Annotated in this window: 12 protein-coding genes; all 12 read right to left on the reverse strand. The window is 69.1% G+C overall.

What is annotated here, in order from left to right; translation table 11 throughout:
- Positions 1-10 precede the first annotated feature (10 nt).
- The 12 genes from tssI to tssM all read right to left on the reverse strand — a co-directional run bounded on the left by tssI (position 11) and on the right by tssM (position 18925).
- A complete protein-coding gene (tssI, locus tag BT264_RS04740; protein ID WP_072436819.1) occupies positions 11-2215 on the reverse strand; it encodes a type VI secretion system Vgr family protein in 2205 nt (734 codons plus the stop codon).
- Positions 2212-4860, reverse strand: coding sequence for a type VI secretion system ATPase TssH (tssH, locus tag BT264_RS04745; RefSeq protein ID WP_072436818.1), 2649 nt, complete (start codon positions 4858-4860; stop codon positions 2212-2214). Before tssH ends, tssI begins: the two co-directional genes overlap by 4 nt.
- 12 nt (positions 4861-4872) lie before the next feature.
- A complete protein-coding gene (gene tssG, locus BT264_RS04750) occupies positions 4873-5961 on the reverse strand; it encodes a type VI secretion system baseplate subunit TssG (RefSeq protein WP_072436817.1) in 1089 nt (362 codons plus the stop codon).
- A complete protein-coding gene (gene tssF / locus BT264_RS04755) occupies positions 5958-7829 on the reverse strand; it encodes a type VI secretion system baseplate subunit TssF (protein WP_072436816.1) in 1872 nt (623 codons plus the stop codon). Before tssF ends, tssG begins: the two co-directional genes overlap by 4 nt.
- 4 nt (positions 7830-7833) lie before the next feature.
- The gene (tssE, locus tag BT264_RS04760) at positions 7834-8391 is read right to left on the reverse strand and encodes a type VI secretion system baseplate subunit TssE (protein ID WP_072436930.1); all 558 of its coding nucleotides are present in this window, start codon (positions 8389-8391) and stop codon (positions 7834-7836) included.
- Positions 8392-8417: 26 nt separating this feature from the next.
- Positions 8418-8909, reverse strand: a complete 492-nt coding sequence (locus BT264_RS04765) for an Hcp family type VI secretion system effector (protein ID WP_072436815.1) — start codon at positions 8907-8909, stop codon at positions 8418-8420.
- A gap of 83 nt (positions 8910-8992) precedes the next feature.
- Positions 8993-10501 carry a type VI secretion system contractile sheath large subunit gene (tssC, locus tag BT264_RS04770; RefSeq protein ID WP_072436814.1) on the reverse strand — a complete coding sequence of 503 codons (1509 nt, stop codon included), beginning with the start codon at positions 10499-10501 and terminating at the stop codon, positions 8993-8995.
- A complete protein-coding gene (gene tssB / locus BT264_RS04775) occupies positions 10494-11048 on the reverse strand; it encodes a type VI secretion system contractile sheath small subunit (protein ID WP_034179510.1) in 555 nt (184 codons plus the stop codon). The genes tssC and tssB overlap by 8 nt, the downstream gene beginning before the upstream one ends.
- A gap of 73 nt (positions 11049-11121) precedes the next feature.
- Positions 11122-12237, reverse strand: a complete 1116-nt coding sequence (gene tssA / locus BT264_RS04780; protein WP_083533910.1) for a type VI secretion system protein TssA — start codon at positions 12235-12237, stop codon at positions 11122-11124.
- Positions 12224-14569, reverse strand: coding sequence for a serine/threonine protein kinase (locus BT264_RS04785; protein ID WP_072436813.1), 2346 nt, complete (start codon positions 14567-14569; stop codon positions 12224-12226). Before BT264_RS04785 ends, tssA begins: the two co-directional genes overlap by 14 nt.
- Positions 14570-14609: 40 nt before the next feature.
- A complete protein-coding gene (gene tagF, locus BT264_RS04790; RefSeq protein ID WP_072436812.1) occupies positions 14610-15302 on the reverse strand; it encodes a type VI secretion system-associated protein TagF in 693 nt (230 codons plus the stop codon).
- Positions 15299-18925: a type VI secretion system membrane subunit TssM gene (gene tssM, locus BT264_RS04795; protein ID WP_072436811.1), complete on the reverse strand. Its 3627-nt coding sequence runs from the start codon at positions 18923-18925 to the stop codon at positions 15299-15301. The genes tagF and tssM overlap by 4 nt, the downstream gene beginning before the upstream one ends.
- Between the last annotated feature and the right edge of the window lies 1 nt (position 18926).

Here is an 18926-nt window from a genome sequence, read left to right on the forward strand (position 1 = left end):
CGAACCTCCGTCACGGATTCAGTTTCAGGATCGTCCCTTCGACCGTGTGCTCGACCGACGCCGACGACGTTACCTTCTTGCTGTTCACGCTGTGGCTTTCCGTGCCGCTTGATGCGACATTGACGCCCTGGATCGTGATCGTGCCGTCGCTCTTCATCACGATGCTGGACATCCCGCAGACGAGCGAAAGCTGGTCGCCGGCGTTGACGGTCACCTGATGCTGTACGTTCGTCGTATGGTTCGCCCCGACGTTGACGGTGTGTTCGCCGCCGACCGTGTGCGTATGGGCTTTGGCGATCGTCGACGTTCGCGTGCCGATCTCCTCGGTATGCGCCGACGCAACCAGCGTCTTCATGTCCTGCGACGTCGTCTGATACATCTGTCCGACGTTCAGCGTCTTGCCTTCGCCAATCGTTTCGGTCTTGGCATGCGTGACCGACTCCGTGTGGCTGCCGCCGATCGTCGCCTCACGATCCGACGCGATCGTCACGGTCTCCTTCTTCCCGACCGTTCGCGTCCGGTTCCCGCCAACCTCATGCGTTTCATCCACCCCGATCTGCGCGACCCGGTTCTTGCCGATATTCACCGTCTCGTTCTGCCCCACACTACGTTGCCGGTTGTTCTTGACCTGCATCGTTTCGTCATTCCCGACCGTATGCGTATGGTTGTTCCCGACGGAAAGCGTGTGATCGGCCTCCGTCTCCGCATCGAAGTTCCGTTCCGCGTGCATCCAGAGTTGCTCCGCGCCCTTCTTGTCCTCGAACCGGAACGCATTCGCATGCTCGGTCGTTCCGCCCGGCGACGATCTCGACAGCAGCCCGCTCTGCGTCGCACTCCCCGGCAGCCCCCACGGCGGCATCTTCTCGCCGTTATAAACGCGTCCCGTCACGATCGGCTCATCCGGATCGCCGTTCAGGAAATCGACCACCACCTCGTCGCCCACACGCGGAATCTGCACGCCCCCGAACCCGCCGCCGGCCCAAGGACTCGACACCCGGACCCAGCAAGACGAATCTTGATTGCTCTGCCCATACCTGTCCCAGCGGAATTGCAGCTTCACCCGCCCATACTGATCGGTCCAGATTTCCTCGCCCGGCGGCCCGACGACGGTCGCCGTCTGCGGCCCGTTGGTGCGCGGCCGCGGCGTCTCACGCGGCGACCGGAACGGCAAACTCGACGGCTGCACGAGCATCATCGTCTGATGCACCACCGCCTCCGCGCCCTGATCGCTCGCGTACGCGTTCTCCTGAAAGCGGTACCGACACCGCACGATCAGGTACTCGCGGTTCTGATCGGCACGAGGACAATGCGCGAGCGTGAACAGATACCCAGGCGCGGCGCCGCGTACGTCGGTATCCGCGCTTGCGCGCTCGTGCTCCGCCTGCTGTTCCTCGAGCCTTACGCGGCTGTAATGCACACCGGGCGCATCGTCGCGATAACCGCCCGGCCATTCGAACGACGCAAAACTGTCGTGATCGTGTCCGCGCGGATCGACCTTCTGCGACGAAAGATCGGCGCGCGGCTTCGTATAGTCGTAGTCGGTGGTCTGGTGCTTGCCGACGCTTACCTCTTGCGCAGGCAGCCAGCCGTCGATGTGCTCCTCGTCGGCGATCGCGGTGCGGTCGCGCGCGATGTACGGAATCGTTTCGTAGCCGGGCAGCGCCGTGTGCGACGACATCGCGTCGCTCAGCATCAGCGTATGCGTGTCCTCCGCATGCTTGAACCAGTAATAGATGCCCTCGAACTCCATCAGCCGCGACACGAACGCGGCGTCGGTCTCGTTGTACTGCACGCAGTACTCGCGCGGCACATACGATTCGGCGAGGTGGTTTTCGATAGGAAAGCCGTACGTCGACAGCACCTCCTGCACGATCTCGGGCACGGTCTTGTTCTGGAAGATCCGGCAATCGGAGCGGCGCGTCGCGAGCCACAGCCACGGGCGCACGACCAGCTCGTAGCCGTAGTACCGCTCGGCACGCCGGCCGGCAAGCGATGCGCGCGCAACGATGCCGTTCAGGTAGCGCGTCGACTGGTTCTGCTGTTCGATGCGGACAGTCACAGGCTTGCCGAGCATGTCCTTCAGCGACAGGCTGTGACTGTCCGCAAGCGCCTCGATCCGGAATTCGAACAGCCGGCCGAGTTCGTCGCTGCCGTCGAGCGTGTGGAATTTCAGGTCGTCGCCGTGCGGGCTGTCGAGGGTGAATACGCGATTCACGTCGTTGCCTCCTCGTCGAACCGGTAGGCGAATTCACCATCGGCCGCGCTCACCTCGATCGACGCCAGCGTGCGGCCTTCGAGCGTGGCCTGCAGGATCGCGCGGCTGATGCGCGGCATCACGGTGTGCGTGAGGATCGCGTCGACCATCCGGCCACCGGATTCGATCGTCCGGCACCGCTCGACGATCAGCGCGGTCGCCGCGTCGGTGCAGCGCAGCCGGATGCCGTGATGCGCGTCGATTCGCTTCTCGATCCGCCGCAACTGCAACGCGACGATCCGCGCGAGCGTCGCATCGGTGAGCGGGTAATACGGCACGACGGTCAACCGACCGAGCAGCGCGGCCGGGAACACGTCGAGCAGCGGCGCGCGCAGCGCATCGGCGAGCGTCTGCGCGTCGGGCAGGCGCTCGGGGTCGCGGCAGAGCTGCATCACGCGATCGGCGCCGACGTTCGATGTCAGCAGGATCACGGTATGCCGGAAATCGATGTCGCGCCCCTCGCCGTCCTCCATCCAGCCCTTGTCGAATACCTGGAAGAAAATCTCGTGCACGTCGCGGTGCGCCTTCTCGATCTCGTCGAGCAGCACGACGCTGTAAGGCCGGCGGCGCACGGCTTCGGTGAGTACGCCGCCCTGCCCGTAGCCGACATAACCGGGCGGCGCACCCTTCAGCGTCGACACGGTATGCGCTTCCTGGAACTCGCTCATGTTGATCGTGATCGCGTTGCGCTCGCCGCCGTACAGCGTGTCGGCCAGCGCGAGCGCGGTCTCGGTCTTGCCGACGCCGGACGGGCCGCACAGCAGGAACACGCCGTGCGGCTTGGTCGGATCGTCGAGCTTCGCGCGCGCGGTCTGGATCCGCTGCGCGATCAGTTCGACCGCATGCCGCTGGCCGACGACGCGTTCGCCGAGCGTATCGGCGAGCTTCAGCACGGCCTGCGTCTCGTCGCGCACCATCCGGCCGAGCGGAATGCCGGTCCAGTCGGCGACCACGGCCGCCACCGCGTGCGTGTCGACGGCGGGCAGCACGAGCGGCGCATCGCCCTGCACGTCGGCCAGCGCCTGTTGCGCGGTCGCAAGGTGCGCCTGGATTTCGGCGCGCGTGGCGGCATCGAGTTCGCGCGACGGATCGTCGTCGAGCAACGCGGCGCGTGATTCGACGATCGCCGCCAATGCGTTGCGTTCGGTTTGCCAGCGCACGTCGAGCTGATCGAGTTCCGCCTGCGCGGCCGCAATGTCGGTGTCGATCGCGTAGCGCCGCTCGGCATCACCGGTGCCGAGCGCGCACTCGCGCCCGATCCGCTCCTGTTCGACACGCAGGCTGTCGATGCGACGGCGCGCGTCCTCGATCGGCGCGGGCACCGCGTGCTGGCTGACGGCGACGCGCGCGCAGGCCGTATCGAGCAGGCTGATCGCCTTGTCCGGCAACTGCCGGGCGGGGATGTACCGGTGCGACAGCGTGACGGCGGCCTGCAGCGCGTCGTCGAGCACGAGCACGTGGTGATGGGCCTCGAGTTTCGCGGCGAGGCCGCGCAGCATCGTCAGCGCGGCCTCTTCTTCCGGCTCGAGTACGTGCACGAGCTGGAAGCGCCGCGTCAACGCGGGGTCCTTCTCGATGTACTGCTTGTACTCGGACCACGTGGTCGCGCCGACCGTGCGCAGCAGGCCGCGCGCGAGCGCGGGCTTCAGCAGGTTCGCGGCGTCACCGGTGCCGGCCGCCCCGCCCGCGCCGACGAGCGTATGCACTTCATCGATGAACAGGATCGCCGGCCGCTCGGACGACATCGCTTCGTCGATCACGCCGCGCAGCCGGCTCTCGAACTCGCCCTTCACGCTGGCGCCGGCCTGCAGCAGCCCGATGTCGAGCAGGTACAGCGCGACGTCGCGCAGCGACGGCGGTACGTCGCCGGCGGCGATCCGCAGCGCGAAGCCTTCCGCGACGGCTGTCTTGCCGACACCGGCCTCGCCGACCAGCAGCGGGTTGTTCTGGCGGCGCCGCAGCAGGATGTCGACGATCTGGCGAATCTCGGCGTCGCGCCCGACGACGGGATCGATCTCGCCGGCCCGCGCGCGCTCGGTCAGGTCGACGGCGAAGCGCGCGAGCGCCGAGCCGTCGGCTGGCGCGGCGCGCAACGCGTCGCCCTTCGATGCCTGTGCGGCCGGCTGCGCCTCGGGCGAGCCGTCGACGATCGATTCGAGTTCGTCGGCGAGCAGGTCAGGCACGATGCGCTCGAATTCGCGCGTGATCGCAATCAGCACGTTGCGCAACTGCGGCGTCTTCAGGATCGCGAGCAACAGCACCGCGCCGCGAATCCGTGTCGCGTCGTACTTCAGCGTCGCATAGACCCACGCGCGTTCGACGGCGTCGTCGATGTGCACGGACAGGTCCGACACCGAGCCCGCGCCACGCGGCAGCCGGTCGAGCGCGGTGACCAGCGCGCGGTCGATCACATCCGTGTCGATGTCGAAGCGGCGCAGCACGCGCTGCAGGTCGCCGTCGGGCCGCTGCAGCATCTGCTTGAACCAGTGCGCGAGTTCGACGTACGGATTGCCGCGCAGCCGGCAGAACCCGGTCGCCTGCTCGAGCGTCTCGTAGAGGAACGGATTCAGTTTTCCGAACAGGTTGACGCGGCCGATATCGGACATGACGGCTCCCGTTTAGGCGGTTTCGCGATGAAGGGGGGCACCGCCACGCCGCACGTCGTAGCGGACGACGAGGTCGCGCGCGGGGCCCGGTTCGAGCCGCTGCCCGAGCCACGCGGTGCGGCCGATCCCCTGCGGCGCGCCGAGCGCGATCGCCGGCACCGCGTCGGCCGCCAGTTCGAGCTGCACGTCCCAGTCGAACTCGATGCCGACGTATTCGCGCACCCATTGCGCGAGCTGCCGCGCGTGCGGCCCGCCCGGCAGGAAGCCGCGGTAGGCGTCGAGCGACAGCGGGCCGAGCACGATCCGGAAACGCGACTGCGCATCGCGCACCGCGACGCCGAGCGCGACGGCGCCGACACGCAACGTCGGCCGCGTCGCGCGGATCGTGCAGCGCTGCGAGCGTTCGATCGCGACCCACTGCGGTACGTGCTCGACGATGCGCGCATCGACGCCGAAATGCCGGCGCAGGATCTGCACGAGCCCTTCCGGGTTGCGTGTGTGCCGCACGAGATGGCCGGCATGGAAATAGCGTGCATGCGGCGCGAGCGTGTCGGTGTCTGTCGGCGTGGTCGGCGTGTCGCCATGCGACGACCGCCCGATCAGGCTCGCGACATAGCCGTCGAACCGTGCGCGCCCGGGGTGATCGAGGCTCACCGTCGGCTGTGCGTCCGCCCATGCGCGGTAGAACAGCAGGATCAGCCGGTGATGGAACAGGTCCGCGAACGCGGCGAACGTCGGGTCGTCGTGCTGGGCCGCGCGCTCGTGCGCATATTCGGTCAGGTGCGTCGGCAGCGGCCCGTTCGGCCCGAACAACCCGAAACCGTGGATCGCGATACGCGGCGGCGCGGTGCCGTTCTCGTGCACGCCGGCCAGCATCGACGCCGCGAATGCGAGCGACGGCTGCTGCCCGAGCCGCACCGGCTCGTCGCGCGGTCGCGCGGCATGGCCGAGCGGCGCGCGGCCGGGCGACAGCGCGTCGAGCCAGCGCAGCGCCTGGAACAGGTCGTAGCCGTGCGGCGCGGCCCGCAGCCGTGCCCACCACGCGTCGCGGCGTGCGGCTTCGGCGGCCGGCCGAGTGCCGGGCGACGTATCGCGTTTCATATCGCAGGCCGCCTGCCGATGCGCGCGGGCCAGCGTGCGAGCGTGCCGCGCTGCGCGCTGGTCAGCACGCATTCGGCGAACGCGTTGATCGACACATGGCGCGCGAAGAACTGTTCGAGCACCGCGCCGAGCAGGAACGGGCTGTCGCCGGAGAACGCATGGTCGTCGACGGTCACGTCGACCTGCACGCCGCGCCCGAACATCAGCGGCCCGAGCGCCGGCAGCCGGCGGAACACCGGCGAGAACGCGACGCGCTGCACGCCGTCGATCTGCCGACGCATTGCGGCATCGGCCGGATCGGCATGCAGGCCGAGCAGTTCGCGCAGCGCATGCGCGCCTTCGTCGTCGTCGAGATCGGTCAGCGTGTGGCGTGCGAGACCGAGATGGCGGATCAACCGCCATGCGGTTTGCGCGTCGGCGATCGGCGGGCGCGGCCGCGACGGGCCGCGGATCGCGACGATGCGCTCGACCGGGGCCGACACGCGCAGCGTGAACGTGTTCGCGTCGCCGGGCGGCTGCAGCAGCACGAGATCGCGGTTCGTGCACAGCGTATCGGCCGCCAGGTAGCGCATCGTCTCGTCGTAAGGCGCGCACTGGCTGTCGACCAGCGACACGTAGGTCTCGCTGCCGACGTAGCCGGTGCGCGTGCCGTTCGCGCGTGCCTGCGCGGACACCAGCCGCGGCTCGCGCCGCACCGTGTAGTACGCGCCGTGGTTGCCGTCATCGCCGGCGAACGATGCGTGAAACGGCCGAAATTCGCGCGACTGGCCGTCGTCGCGCTGCTCGCTTGCGAGCCGCTGCACCGCATAGACCTCGTAGTCGAGCGGCCGGCTGCGGTCGACGACGACATGATGCTCGCGCGCACCCGGCTGCAGCGGAATCCGATCGGCGCGGCGCGCGAACAGGTTCACGGCCGGCGTGCAGTTCAGCGCGAGATGGCGCGCGTCGACGGCCGCTTCGAGCGCCGCGTCGTGGCGATCGAACAGCACGGTCAGCTCGCACTCGTCGCCGGTCGCGCGCGCCAGCGCGGCACGCAGCCCGCCGATGCCGAAGAACAGGAAGCGCGCCGGAAACGCGAAGTACTCGCGCAGCAGCCGGTAGCCGTGGAAGCTGCGGCCGTCGTCCGGCAGGATCGCCTGCGCCGGATCGAAACCCTCGTGGACGATCGCGTCGGCGTCGAGCGTATGCAGCCAGCGCGGCGGCTGCGCCGGGTCGTGACACACGACGCCGAGCGCATGCGCGGCGATCAGTTCGAGCAGGTGCAGCGCGTCGCGCTCGGGGCCCGCGAGATGGAACGTCAGCCGGTCGAGCGGCAACTGCGATAGTTTGGCGCCGCCGCGCGCCTTCAGCCGGATGCGCAGCGCGGCGCGCACGTCCTGTCGCGCCGCGACGGCGCCGCGCGGCAGCCACGACGGCGCGCCGGTGACGGTCGCATCGGTCAGTTCGAGCGGCCACAGTGTCAGGTCGTGCGCGGTACGGAATTCGCACGCGGTCTGCTCGGACGCCGCCGGTCGCGCGCGCAGCGCGGTGCCGGCCGGCAGCCGCCAGCCCTGCGCAAGGCTGCCTTCGTTCATCAGCGGCGCGAACCGGACGATCGCCATCGACGGTAACGGCGAGATGTAACCGGGATACACGGCATCGAGCAGCGCCTGCGTGAAGCGCGGGAATTCGGCGTCCATCTTCAGCTGCACGCGCGCGGTGAGGAAGCTGAAACCCTCGAGCAGCCGTTCGACGTACGGGTCGGGCGGCCCCGATTCATGCAGCCGCAGCCGCGCGGCCACCTTCGGGAACTGCTGCGCGAATTCGCCGCCGAGCTCGCGCAGATACGCGAGTTCGCGGTTGTAGTAGTCGAGCAGGCGCGTATCCATTGCGTCAGGCCCCCGCCACGGATTGCAGCGACATCGCGCCCGTTTCCAGATCGAGGTCGGAGCGCAGCACGAATTCGAGCGGATGCGGGATCGACCACAGCGTGCCGCGGATCTCGAACTGCAGCACGTTGTGGCGTCGCTCGCCGGCCCGGCCGCCCGGCGCGTCGATCACGCTGCGCACCTCGACGCTGTCGGGCGCGATGCGCGGCTCGAAGCGAACGATGGCGTCGCGGATCGACGCCTCGACCGACATCCGCTCGACGCCCGACATCGGCTTACCGACGAGCGGCCGCATCCCGTAGTTCAGCACCGACGCCTGCGCGTGCGCGAACGCCGACCAGTCGACGAAACCGTCCTCGGCGTTGCGCGTGTTGAGCAGCCACGCGAGATCGCGCAGCACGGCCGCGCGCAGCCGCTCGGTGCCGATCCATTGCGTGCCGGGCGCTTCGGCCGCGCGCTGCGGCGCATCGTCGGTGAGGCGGTCGAGCAAGGCGGGTTGCAGCCGGTCGCGCAGGCTGCCTTCCCGGCCCTCGCGTCCGTCGCGGGTTCGCGGGTCGTCCATCGTCGTCTCCGTGCCTGCCCGGCCCGTCACATCTCGGTGTTTTCCTTGATGTTCCAGCCGACCGTCACTTCGGCGCCCTTGCCGCCGTTGTCGTTCTGCTGCCAGTACTGCTTCTTCACCTTCGCGGCCTGGAAGCCGTAATGCATCATCAGCCGGTCCGCGACGTCGCCCGGATCGACGCCCGCCACCTGCGCGGACGTGACGAGCACCTCCTGCAGCGTCACGCGCATGAACTCGACCTGCGTGCCGCCCGTCTTGCACGCGGAAATCTCGACCGACGAAAGGTGCTTGCCGTTCGCGCAGTTCTTGATGATCGCGGGTGCGCCCTTGTCCATGTACGCGGCGACGACGAGATCGTTGAAGCTCGCCTTGCCTGCGTTGCCGCCGCTGCCGCTCGCCATCGCGCCCGGCTGGCTCGCGCCCCACGTAAACGACTGGATGTCGGTCCAGCCCTTGTGCTGCGCGTCCGCCGATTCGCCGGTCACGCCGTCCACCTTCATAAACATTGCCACGCCCATTGCCGTCTCCGTTTCGGTTCGAGGTCAGGTTGAATGCCGTGTTGAATGCCGCTTTCCGCTCGTTTTTCAGCTCATTTTTCAGCTCATTCGTTCGCCGCCTTCGCGGTCGGCAGCCGCGAGATCAGCCGCAGCGACACGGTGAGCCCTTCGAGCTGGTAGTGCGGCCGCAGGAAGAATTTCGACGTGTAGTAGCCGGGGTTGTCCTCGACCTCGTCGACGACCACCTGCGCGGCCGCGAGCGGCTTGCGCGCCTTGGTTTCCTGCGACGAGTTGGTGGGGTCGCCGTCGACGTAGTTCATGATCCAGTCGTTCAGCCAGCGCTCCATGTCGGCGCGCTCGCGGAACGAGCCGATCTTGTCGCGCACGATGCACTTCAGGTAGTGCGCGAAGCGGCAGCATGCGAACAGGTACGGCAGGCGGCCGGACAGCCGCGCGTTCGCGGTCGCGTCGGGATCGTGGTATTCGGCCGGCTGGTACAGCGACTGCGCACCGATGAACGCCGCGAAATCCGAGTTCTTCCGGTGTACGAACGGCATGAAGCCGTTCTTCGCGAGCTCGGCCTCGCGGCGGTCACTGATCGCGATTTCGGTCGGGCACTTCTGGTCGACGCCGCCGTCGTCGGTCGGGAACGTGTGGCTCGGCAGCCCTTCGACCGCCCCGCCCGATTCGACGCCGCGGATCGACGAGCACCAGCCGTACTGTTTGAACGAGCGGTTGATGTTCGCGGCCATCGCGTATGCCGAATTCGCCCACGTGTAGCGGTCGTGGTTCGCGGCGTCCGTATCTTCCTCGAAGTCGAATTCGTCGACCGGATTGGTGCGCGCGCCGTACGGCAGCCGCGCGAGAAAACGCGGCATCGCGAGGCCGACGTAGCGCGAATCCTCCGACTGCCGCAGGCTGCGCCACGCCGCGTATTCGGTGTTCTGGAAGATCTTGGTCAGGTCGCGCGGGTTCGACAGCTCCTGCCACGAATCCATCTGCATCAGCTCCGGCGATGCGCCGGCGATGAACGGCGCGTGCGCGGCCGCCGCGATCTTCGACAGCTCGCCGAGCATCTCGACGTCGGGCGGGCTGTGGTTGAAATGGAAATCGCCGACCAGGCAGCCGAACGGCTCGCCGCCGAACTGCCCGTATTCCTCCTCGTAGATCTTGCGGAACAGCGGGCTTTGATCCCACGCGACGCCCTTGTAGCGCTTCAGCATCCGCGCGACCTCGTTGCGTGATGCCGGCAGCGCCTTGATCTTCAGCAGCTCGTCGGTCTCGGTATGCGTGACGAGGTAATGCAGGCCGCGCCACGCGCCTTCGAGCGTCTGGAACTCCTCGTGATGCAGGATCTGGTTGATCTGGTCGGACAGCTTCCGGTCGATCTCCGCGATGATCTGCTTCACGCTGCCGTACGCGTCGGTCGTCATGCCGACCGTATGTTCGAGCGCCTGCTGCGCGAGCGTGCGCACCGCGCGCTCCACCGATTCGCGCGCCTCGGCCGTCTTCGGCTTGAATTCCTTTTGCAGCAACGCGGCGAACTCGTCGTGCGCGACGGCCGGCTGCGCGGCGTCGCGCGTGTCGGCGCGGGTTTGGACGGGGTCATTCATCGCGGGCCTCCGGTTGGGTCGCATCGCCGCGCTGCGCGGATTCGTGCGGATTGCGCACGAGCGTCTTCAGCAGGTCGGGATCGTTGATCGCGCGCTCGATCAGTTGTTCGGCACCGTGCTTGCCGTCCATGTACGACAGCAGGTTCGACAGCTCGGTGCGCGCTTCCAGCAGCCGGCGCAGCGCGTCGACATTGCGCGCGATCGCGGCCGGCGAGAAATCGTCGATCTGCTCGAACGTCATGTCGACGTTGAGCATCCCTTCGCCCGTCAGCGTGTTCGGCACCTGGAACGCGACGCGCGGCGCGACCGACTTCATCCGCTCGTCGAAGTTGTCGACGTCGATCTCGAGGAACTTGCGCTCCGGCAGGTCCGGCAGCGGCTCGGCGCGCTTGCCCGCCAGGTCCGAAATCACGCCCATCACGAACGGCAGCTGCACCTTGCGCTCGGCGCCGTAGGTTTCGACGTCGTACTCGATCTGCACGCGCGGTGCCCGATTGCGCGCGATGAACTTCTGTCCGCTGCCCGCTGCCTTGGTTCTGTCAGTCATCGTCCACTCCTTCACGTCGATCAGGTTGCGCGGTACGTTGCCGCCGCCCGCGTGGCGGCTTCCCTCGTTCGGTTCATTCGCTTCGCTCGCCGCTCAGCAGGTCCAGCTTCGGCAGGCTCTCCGGCGCGAGATCGCGGATGATTTCGTAGAAGTCGAGCGCGAGCAGCCGCTGCGCGCGCCGCAGCAGCAGCGGCGCCGGATGGCTCGGCTCGTGCAGCTCGAAATAGCGGCACATCTTGTCGAGGCCGAGCCGTACGTCGTCGCGGCTCGTTAGCTCGGCATCGCGCCATGCATGCGCGTTCGGCATCGCAGCGGGCGCGGCCGGCACGGTGCCGGCCTGCGATGCGTCACCGGATGCGGCCTGCGGCGTGGAGTTCGCTCCGTCCGACGCGCCCGGCTGCGATTCGGGCACCGGCACTTCGCGCACGATCCTCTGCAATGCCTTCTCCGCATCGCCCGCATCGGGTGCCCACTCGCGGCCGAGCTTGTCGATCACGCACGCGCGGATCGTGTCCAGCGCTTGCAACGCGGCGCGCGCAGCGTCGAGCGGCGTCGTGCCGTCGCCGCGCACGGCCGACAGCGCGGCAATCAGGCTTGCGCGGCCGCCGGCTTCGTCGCGGCCGTCGAGCAGCCGTTCGGCATCGCGCACGCTCGGGCCGCCGTCGAACAGCGGCTGGCGACGCGCCGCACGTGCGCAGTCGTGCGCGCCGGCCACGTCGGCGAGCGCGTTCATCCGTGGCGTCGGGTCAGGTTCGTCGTCGGCGTCGAGCCTCGGATGCAGGTCGTCCCACCGGCGCTCGAGCAAGTTCGCGACGACCGCGAGCGCGTCGGCATAGCCGGGCAGGCCGTGTTGCTCGATCCAGCTGCGCGCGAGATGCGCGACGACGCGCAGGTCCTTCGTGCGTGCGGACAGCGCCAGCGCCAGCCGCTCGACCGCGCCCCAGTCGGGCGCCTCGGCCGGGATCACGGTGTCGCCGTACTGCTGCTCGGCGCGCGGCGTCGCGCGCTCCTGCAACTGCAGGAATTCGGCGTCGTATTCGAGGTTCGCGCCGCACGGCGCATCGGGCGCGACGTCCGCGAGCAGCCGGCCGATCAGGTCGGCGCGCGGCGACGCCCACGGTACGCCGGGCGGCCCCGGGGAAAGCGCGGCGGCGGCCAGCGCCGCCTGGCTGATGTCATTCGAATGCATAGTCGATATTGATCGGTTTGCTGCCGAAATCGACCGCAACGGTGCGGTGCAACGGCGGCAGCGAGCCGTTGCGGATCTCGATCTGGTAGACGCCCGGCGTCAGCGACACGGAGCGCAGCGGCGGGCTCGCGCCGCGCCGCGCACCGTTCACGTACACGTCGCCCCACGGCCGCACGTTGAAGCGCACCTGGACGGTTTCCTGCGCCTTCGGCGGACGCTGTTCGGCAGGCAGCACGTTCACGGCAGCGACGGCCGTATCGGCTTCCGACGGCGGCTTCGGCGCCGGGGCCGGCGTCGTCGCCGGTAATGCGGCCGCTTCCGACGGCGGCACGCTGACGACGCGCTCCGACGTGTCGAGGCTGCCGGCGGGCGCGATGGTCGAACTGGAACCGGCATGCGAAGGGGGCGGGTTCGTGACCGTGGTCGCGACCTGCGGCGCGGCAGCGGCGGCCTCGACGGCTGGCGTGCTGGCCGGCGCGGCGGCGACGGGCGGCGGCGGAACCTGTGCCGACGAACCGGCCGGCAGGCTCGACGGCGGCACGACGATCGGCGTCGGTCCGTGCTGGGCCAGCGTGGTGTCCGGCGTACTGGCGGGCGACGACGTGCCGGCCTGCGGCTGGCTCGCGCCCGGTGCGGCCTCGTCGGCGATGCGCGCGGGACGCGACAGATAGGTCGCGGCGAGGCCGACGGCGATCAGCGCGACGAGCGCGCCACCGACGTAGACCGGTATGCGGCGGCGGGATCCTGCGAGTAAGTGGCTGCGTTGGGTGCCGGACGGCGCGGATGCCCGGCTCGATGCCGATGCAGCGGGATGCGGTGCGGTCGTATCGTCGGCGCCGGCAGTCGCATACGCGTTCCCGTTCGTGTTCCCGGAATCCGCTGCGCTGCGCTTGCCGATGTCTGCGTCGGCACGCGTGGATCGTGTATCTGCTTCGTGGTGCGTATCGGTTCTGGCAGGGGCTGGCTCCGTTGTACGCTCGGCGTTTCCGTTCGGCGCACCGGATTCAACCGGTTTCGCCGGGGGCTGCGAAGCATGCGAGGCCGACGATGCCGGCGCGCCCGTTGCCGCAATCGCGGCGCCCTGCGCAGCGGTCTTCGACGTTGAAGGCGCACCCACCTCCGGCTTGGCACCGAACACGGCAGATGAAGCAGACGCGGTGTCCGTCGGTGTCGACATACCGTCCTGACGCTCAGGCATTGACGACTGCACATCCGACACAGTCTTGCCCGAAGCCGTCCCGCCCGTGCCGATCGCAGCAGCACCAGCAGCGGCCGACGCGATGCCCGACGCAGCGGAACCCACCGACGCCTCACCCTTCCCCTCTCCTCCGCTGCCCGCGTCACCCACCGGCGGCACGACCGCGCCATACCCGCCGCCCGCCCTGTCGAAGTCCCGCAACCCGAGCTCCGCCGCGAACGCCGCGACCGATTCCGGCCGATCCGGAATCCGCAGCTGCAGCGCATGATCGACGGCCGCGAGAAACGCCGGGCTGTACACCTCGCCGGCCGGCAACTCGCGCGACGCGAGCGGCCGGTACGTGTCCTTGATGCTGCGCACGACGGCCGCGGGCGGCAGTTCGCCGGTAATCATCGCGTGCATCACCGCGCCGAGCGCATAGAGATCGGTCCACGGCCCCTGGCTGAACGCGGGATCGTCGGTGTACTGCTCGATCGGCGCGTAACCGGGCTTGATCATCATCGCGCCGTCGTCGACGAGATCGCCGATCCGTTTGCGCGCCGCGCCGAAGTCGAGCAGGATCGCGCTGCCGTTCGGGCGGATCAGCACGTTGTCGAGCGCCACGTCGCGATGGAAGCACTGCGCGCGATGCAGCGTGTCGAGCGCGCCGAGCAGCGCGCCGACGATGTTGCGCAGTTGCGTCTCGCTGATCCGCATGCCGCCGTCGAGCAGCTGCTTGAGCGTGCGCCCCTCGTAGAACGGCATCACCATGTACGCGGTGCCGTGGCTTTCCCAGAAGTGCAGGACCTTGACGAGCCCCGGATGATCGAATTGCGCGAGCAGGCGCGCCTCGTTGAGGAACGCGCCGCGCCCCGCGTCGAACGCCTGCGCGAACCGCTCGGAACGCAGCGACACCGTGTAGTCGCCGCCGCGCGTCGCGAGCATCGACGGCATGTACTCCTTGATCGCGACCGCGCGCCGCAACGTGCGGTCGAACGCGCGATAGACGATCCCGAAACCGCCGATCCCCAGCACCTCGTCGAGCTGCAGTTCACCGAGGCGATGGCCGAGCGGCAGCGGCCGCACCGTGAATTCGGATGCGTCGCCGCGTGTCGCCGTGTCGTACTCGTTGTCTCTCGATCCAGCGTCCTTCATGTCCACCTCATGAAACCGTGTGTCTTCTGCCCGCCGCGCTTCAGCCGGGCTGCTGACCGCCGCCGAACAGCGTCAGGAACAGCGCGTTGTCGGGCGTGCCCGTATGCGCATGCGTGCGCAGCGGCGATCCGTCGGCGCGGTTGGTCCACCAGAAGCTGGTGCCGCCGTGCGGATCGAAATAGCCGGACAGCCCCGGCCACGCTGCCGGCGCCGGCTGCTCCGGCAGCGCGGCCGGCATGCCGTCGACGCGTTCCGCGTACCTGCCGCTGCCCGGCACGAGCCGCACGCGTTCGAGTGTCCGTTCGAGATCGCCCGGCGCGCGCGCATGGCGGATCGCGTCGAGCAGCGCATGGCCGACCTGCCAGTAGAACGCGTCGGCGGTGTCCGGCAGCCCGTTCCAGTAATCGGCCGCGCGCATCGGCAGCGTGACGATCACCGGGTAGTAGCGCCCCACGCGGTCGCAGCTCGGCGCAAGGCAGCCCGGCTGCACGCACGACGCGCCGGCGCCCGTCGGGATCAGGAAATTCCAGACCGGCGCGACCGTGTAATGGCGTTCGATCTCGTCCGCGCCGCGCTGGCGCATCGCGGCCATCCCCTGCTGGAGCCAGCGTTCCCACCAGAGCGCGAGCGCATGCGGCAGCCGGCTGTTCACGAAGTCACCGGCGCCGGGAATCTTCCCGTACCAGGCCGGCGCGTCGCCGGCCGTGCTCGTGAGCGGCGGTGTGGGGCTCATTGCTTCGGAGGGCATGTAAAGGACTCCATCTGGGCCAGCCTGAACGGGTTGCGGACGCTGCCCGCATTCACCTGCAGCACGATCGGTTTGCCGTCGACCGTGAAGCGCGCAATCATCTGGTCCGAGCCGTGCCCGGCCGATACCGCCGCGCGGTCGAACAGCCGGTGCAGCGCCCACGGCCCGCCGGTCGTGAAACCGTCGGTCGCGCCGGCCTGCGCCGACACCTGCAGCCGCACCTGGTTGCTGCCGCGCGGGCCCGGCCAGTCCACCGCGCTCTGCACGAGCGGGCCGTGCGCGTAGCGGACGATCTGCCCGTCGACGTCGAGCACCATCTCCGTGATCGACGGGTCCATTTCGAGCGGCTGGATCTGCACCTTCAACTGCGCGGTGCGCGCCCCGCCGCCGAAATACGCGTCGCGGATCACCGCGGCCTTCTCGAACGACGCGAGCATCGCGGCCGCCGCCGGATCGGCGTCCGCATTGCGGTTCGCGAAGCGCCACGGGTGCGACGTCGTATCGACGATCGACTGCAGGTTCTTCTGGAAGAAATCGTCCATCAGCCCGCCCGGCGCGAACATCTGCGCGAAATCCGCCGGCGCGACGTCGCGCGACGATCCGCGCGCGAACGGATAGCGGCCCGCGATCGCCTGCCGGCAGAAGTCGCCGACATTCGCGCCGGCCCGCAGCGCGACGCTGCGCTGCTCGACGGTCGCGACGCTGCCGTTCGCGACGTTCGACAGGTCGTCGAGCACTTCGCGGAACGGCGTCGGCAGGCGGCCGGCCTGCGCGCGCAGCCGCGCGGGCGCGTCGGACGGTGGTGGTTGCGCGCCGCTGCGCAGCGCGTCGTCGGTGGCCGTCAGGTACGTGTACAGCGCGTCGATCGACTTCAGCACCGCGTCGAATCCTTGCGCCTGGTCGCCGCTGCCCGGCGCGAACGCGCGCAAGCCGGCGAAGTGGCTGTCGACGATCTGCTCGGGGCTCGCGGGCGCCGTCGCGGACGGATTCGCGTCGCTGGCCTGGCCCGCGAAGATCTGCGACAGCGAACTGCGCGCCTCGTCGACCTTGTCCTGCGCACGCGCCGCGAAATTGCGCGCCCCGCCCGGCGCATCGCCGAGCGCCGTGTCGCGCGCGAGCGCGACCATCAGCCGCGTAAGCGGCGAATCGGCCGACGACAGCGCGCGCGCCACCTGGATGCTCTGCGCGAGCGTGGCCGTGCGCTGCAGCTTGATGTCGGCAAGATAGTCGTCCCAGATCTTCAGGTAGTCGTTCAGGTAGAGCTGGCGGATATCGCGCGCCCACGCGGCCGCGTCGTTCGGCCCGGGGATCTCCGACAATCCGAGGTTCAGCACCCACACTTCCTCGCGCCCGTACGCTTCGACCTCGCCGGCCAGGCGCGGCGCGAACACGTTGCGATAGCCGTTGCGCGTATAGAGGCCCGGCACGCCTTCCGACAGCGGCTTGCCGCCCTGGCGGCGAAACACCAGCGATGCGTCGGGGCCGACCGCGCGCGCGACGCTGAAGTCGAACGCGGACGTCGCCGGGCGCAGCGTGCGCGTGAGCTGCCGGTACAGCCGCTGCGAGAACGGCACCTGTCGCAGCCGGTCGCGCACGTCGGCCACGAGCCGCTCGTTCATCGGATACGGCGACACCGCGACGCGGTTGCCGAACAGCGCGGCGAGATGCGCGCGCAGCGCGGAACGTTCGGTCGGCGAGAAATCCGGTGGCAGCGAGCGCTCCATCTCCAGATCGACGACGGCCTGTACGAACGCGGGATCGTAGTGCGCGCTGTCGTACAGCATCAGGTACGCCTTCAGCGCCGCATACGCGTAGTCGGTTTCGTCGGGCCGCGCGTCGCGCAGCGCGGCCTCCATCCGGCTCGCGGCGATCGGCAGCAGCACGTCGTCGAGCGCGCGCCGGTACACGGCATCGACGGCCTCGTCAATCTTCTCGCCCTGGAACAGCCCCCACCGATATGCGAGCGGCGGATGCTGCAGGTCGACGCCGCCCGCATTCGCGAGTCCGCCGAGCGCATCGAGCACGGGCAGCAGCCGCGCGATGTCGGCCGCGTCGGAGAACTTCGCGCCGGCGATCCGTGAATCGACGGCCGGCACGCCCGCGGCGATCTGGTCCAGATACGCGCGATTGTTCGAATAGCTGCGCAGCCACGCGGCCAGCACGGCCACGCATGCGAGCGCGAGCAGCGCGTAGCCGGCGATCCGCAGCACGCGCCGCTTCTGATGCCAGCGCAGGTCGCTGCCGGCGAGCGCGGCTTCGCGGAAGATGTGCTCCTGCAGCAGCGACTTCAGGAAGAAGCTGCGCCCGGTCGAGCCGACCTGCGCGACCGGCGGCACGCCCTCGATCTTCAGGAAGCGCTTGATGCCGCTCATCACGCGATCGAACGCGGTGCCCTCCTGCGTGCCGCTCGTCAGGTAGACGCCGCGCAGCATCGGCATCGGCTCGAAGCTCGATACGGAAAACACCTCGGCGACGAACTGGCCGAGCATGTCCTGCAGGTCGGCGATCTGCTGCGGCAGCAGGTAGGTCATCTCGCGCTGGCGTGCATCGGTCTGCGCGGCGAGCAGTTCGGGCAGACCGTCGTTCAGCCGCTGGTGCAGCAGCCGGTATTCGCGGTCGAATGCCGCGCGCAGGTCGAAGCCGGGCGCCTCGCTCTGCGCGAGCGGGAACGTGAAGCCCCACACCTGCGCGCATTCCGCGCGGCCGTAGTTGCCGAAATATTCGGCGAAGCCCGCGAGCAGGTCGGCCTTCGTCACGAGCAAGTACACGGGAAAACGGATGCCGAGCTGCGCGCGCAGTTCGAGCAGCCGCTTGCGCAGCACCATCGCATGCTGCGTGCGTTCGGCCTCCGACGCGCCGAGCAGGTCGGCCACGCTGATCGTCAGCATCGCGCCGTTCAGCGGCTGGCGCGTGCGGTATTTCTTCAGCAGGTCGACGAAGCCTTTCCATTCGGCTTCGTCGAGCGCGCGGTTGCCTTCGTGCGTCGTGTAGCGGCCGGCCGTGTCGATCAGCACCGCGTCGTTCGTGAACCACCAGTCGCAGTGCCGCGTGCCGCCCACGCCGCGAATCGCCGCGCGGCCGAACTGCTCGGCGAGCGGAAAGCTGAGCCCGGAATTCACGAGCGCGGTCGTCTTGCCCGAGCCCGGCGCGCCGATGAACACGTACCACGGCAATTGATACAGATACTGGCGCGACATCCGGTCGAACCAGCGCGGCAGGCCCTTGCGCACCGCATCGGCCTGCCCGAAGCGGACCTTCTTCAGCAGCGTCGCGGCTTCGTCGAAACGGCTGCGCAACTCGTCGAGCTGCGCCTTCGCCGGATCGTCGGCGGTGGCCGGCGCCGGCGCGGCCTCGCGCAACTGGTTCAGCAACTGCGCATTGAGGCGGCCCGCGCGCCAGCTTCGCCACGCGACGCGCGCGCCCCACGCGGCGAACAGCACCGCGATCGTCAGCCCGCGGGCCCAGCCGCTTTCGAGCGGCCGGATCTCGGCGAACGCGAACAGCGGGCCCGCGAGCCACACGAAGCACGCGAGCACGACGAGACCGGCGAAGGTCCAGATCTCCCGCGACGGCAACGGCCGGACGAAACGCGCGACAGCCTGGTTCATG

The organism is Burkholderia sp. NFPP32 (assembly GCF_900119325.1).
In the GTDB taxonomy this organism is placed as follows: Bacteria; Pseudomonadota; Gammaproteobacteria; order Burkholderiales; family Burkholderiaceae; genus Burkholderia; species Burkholderia pyrrocinia_C.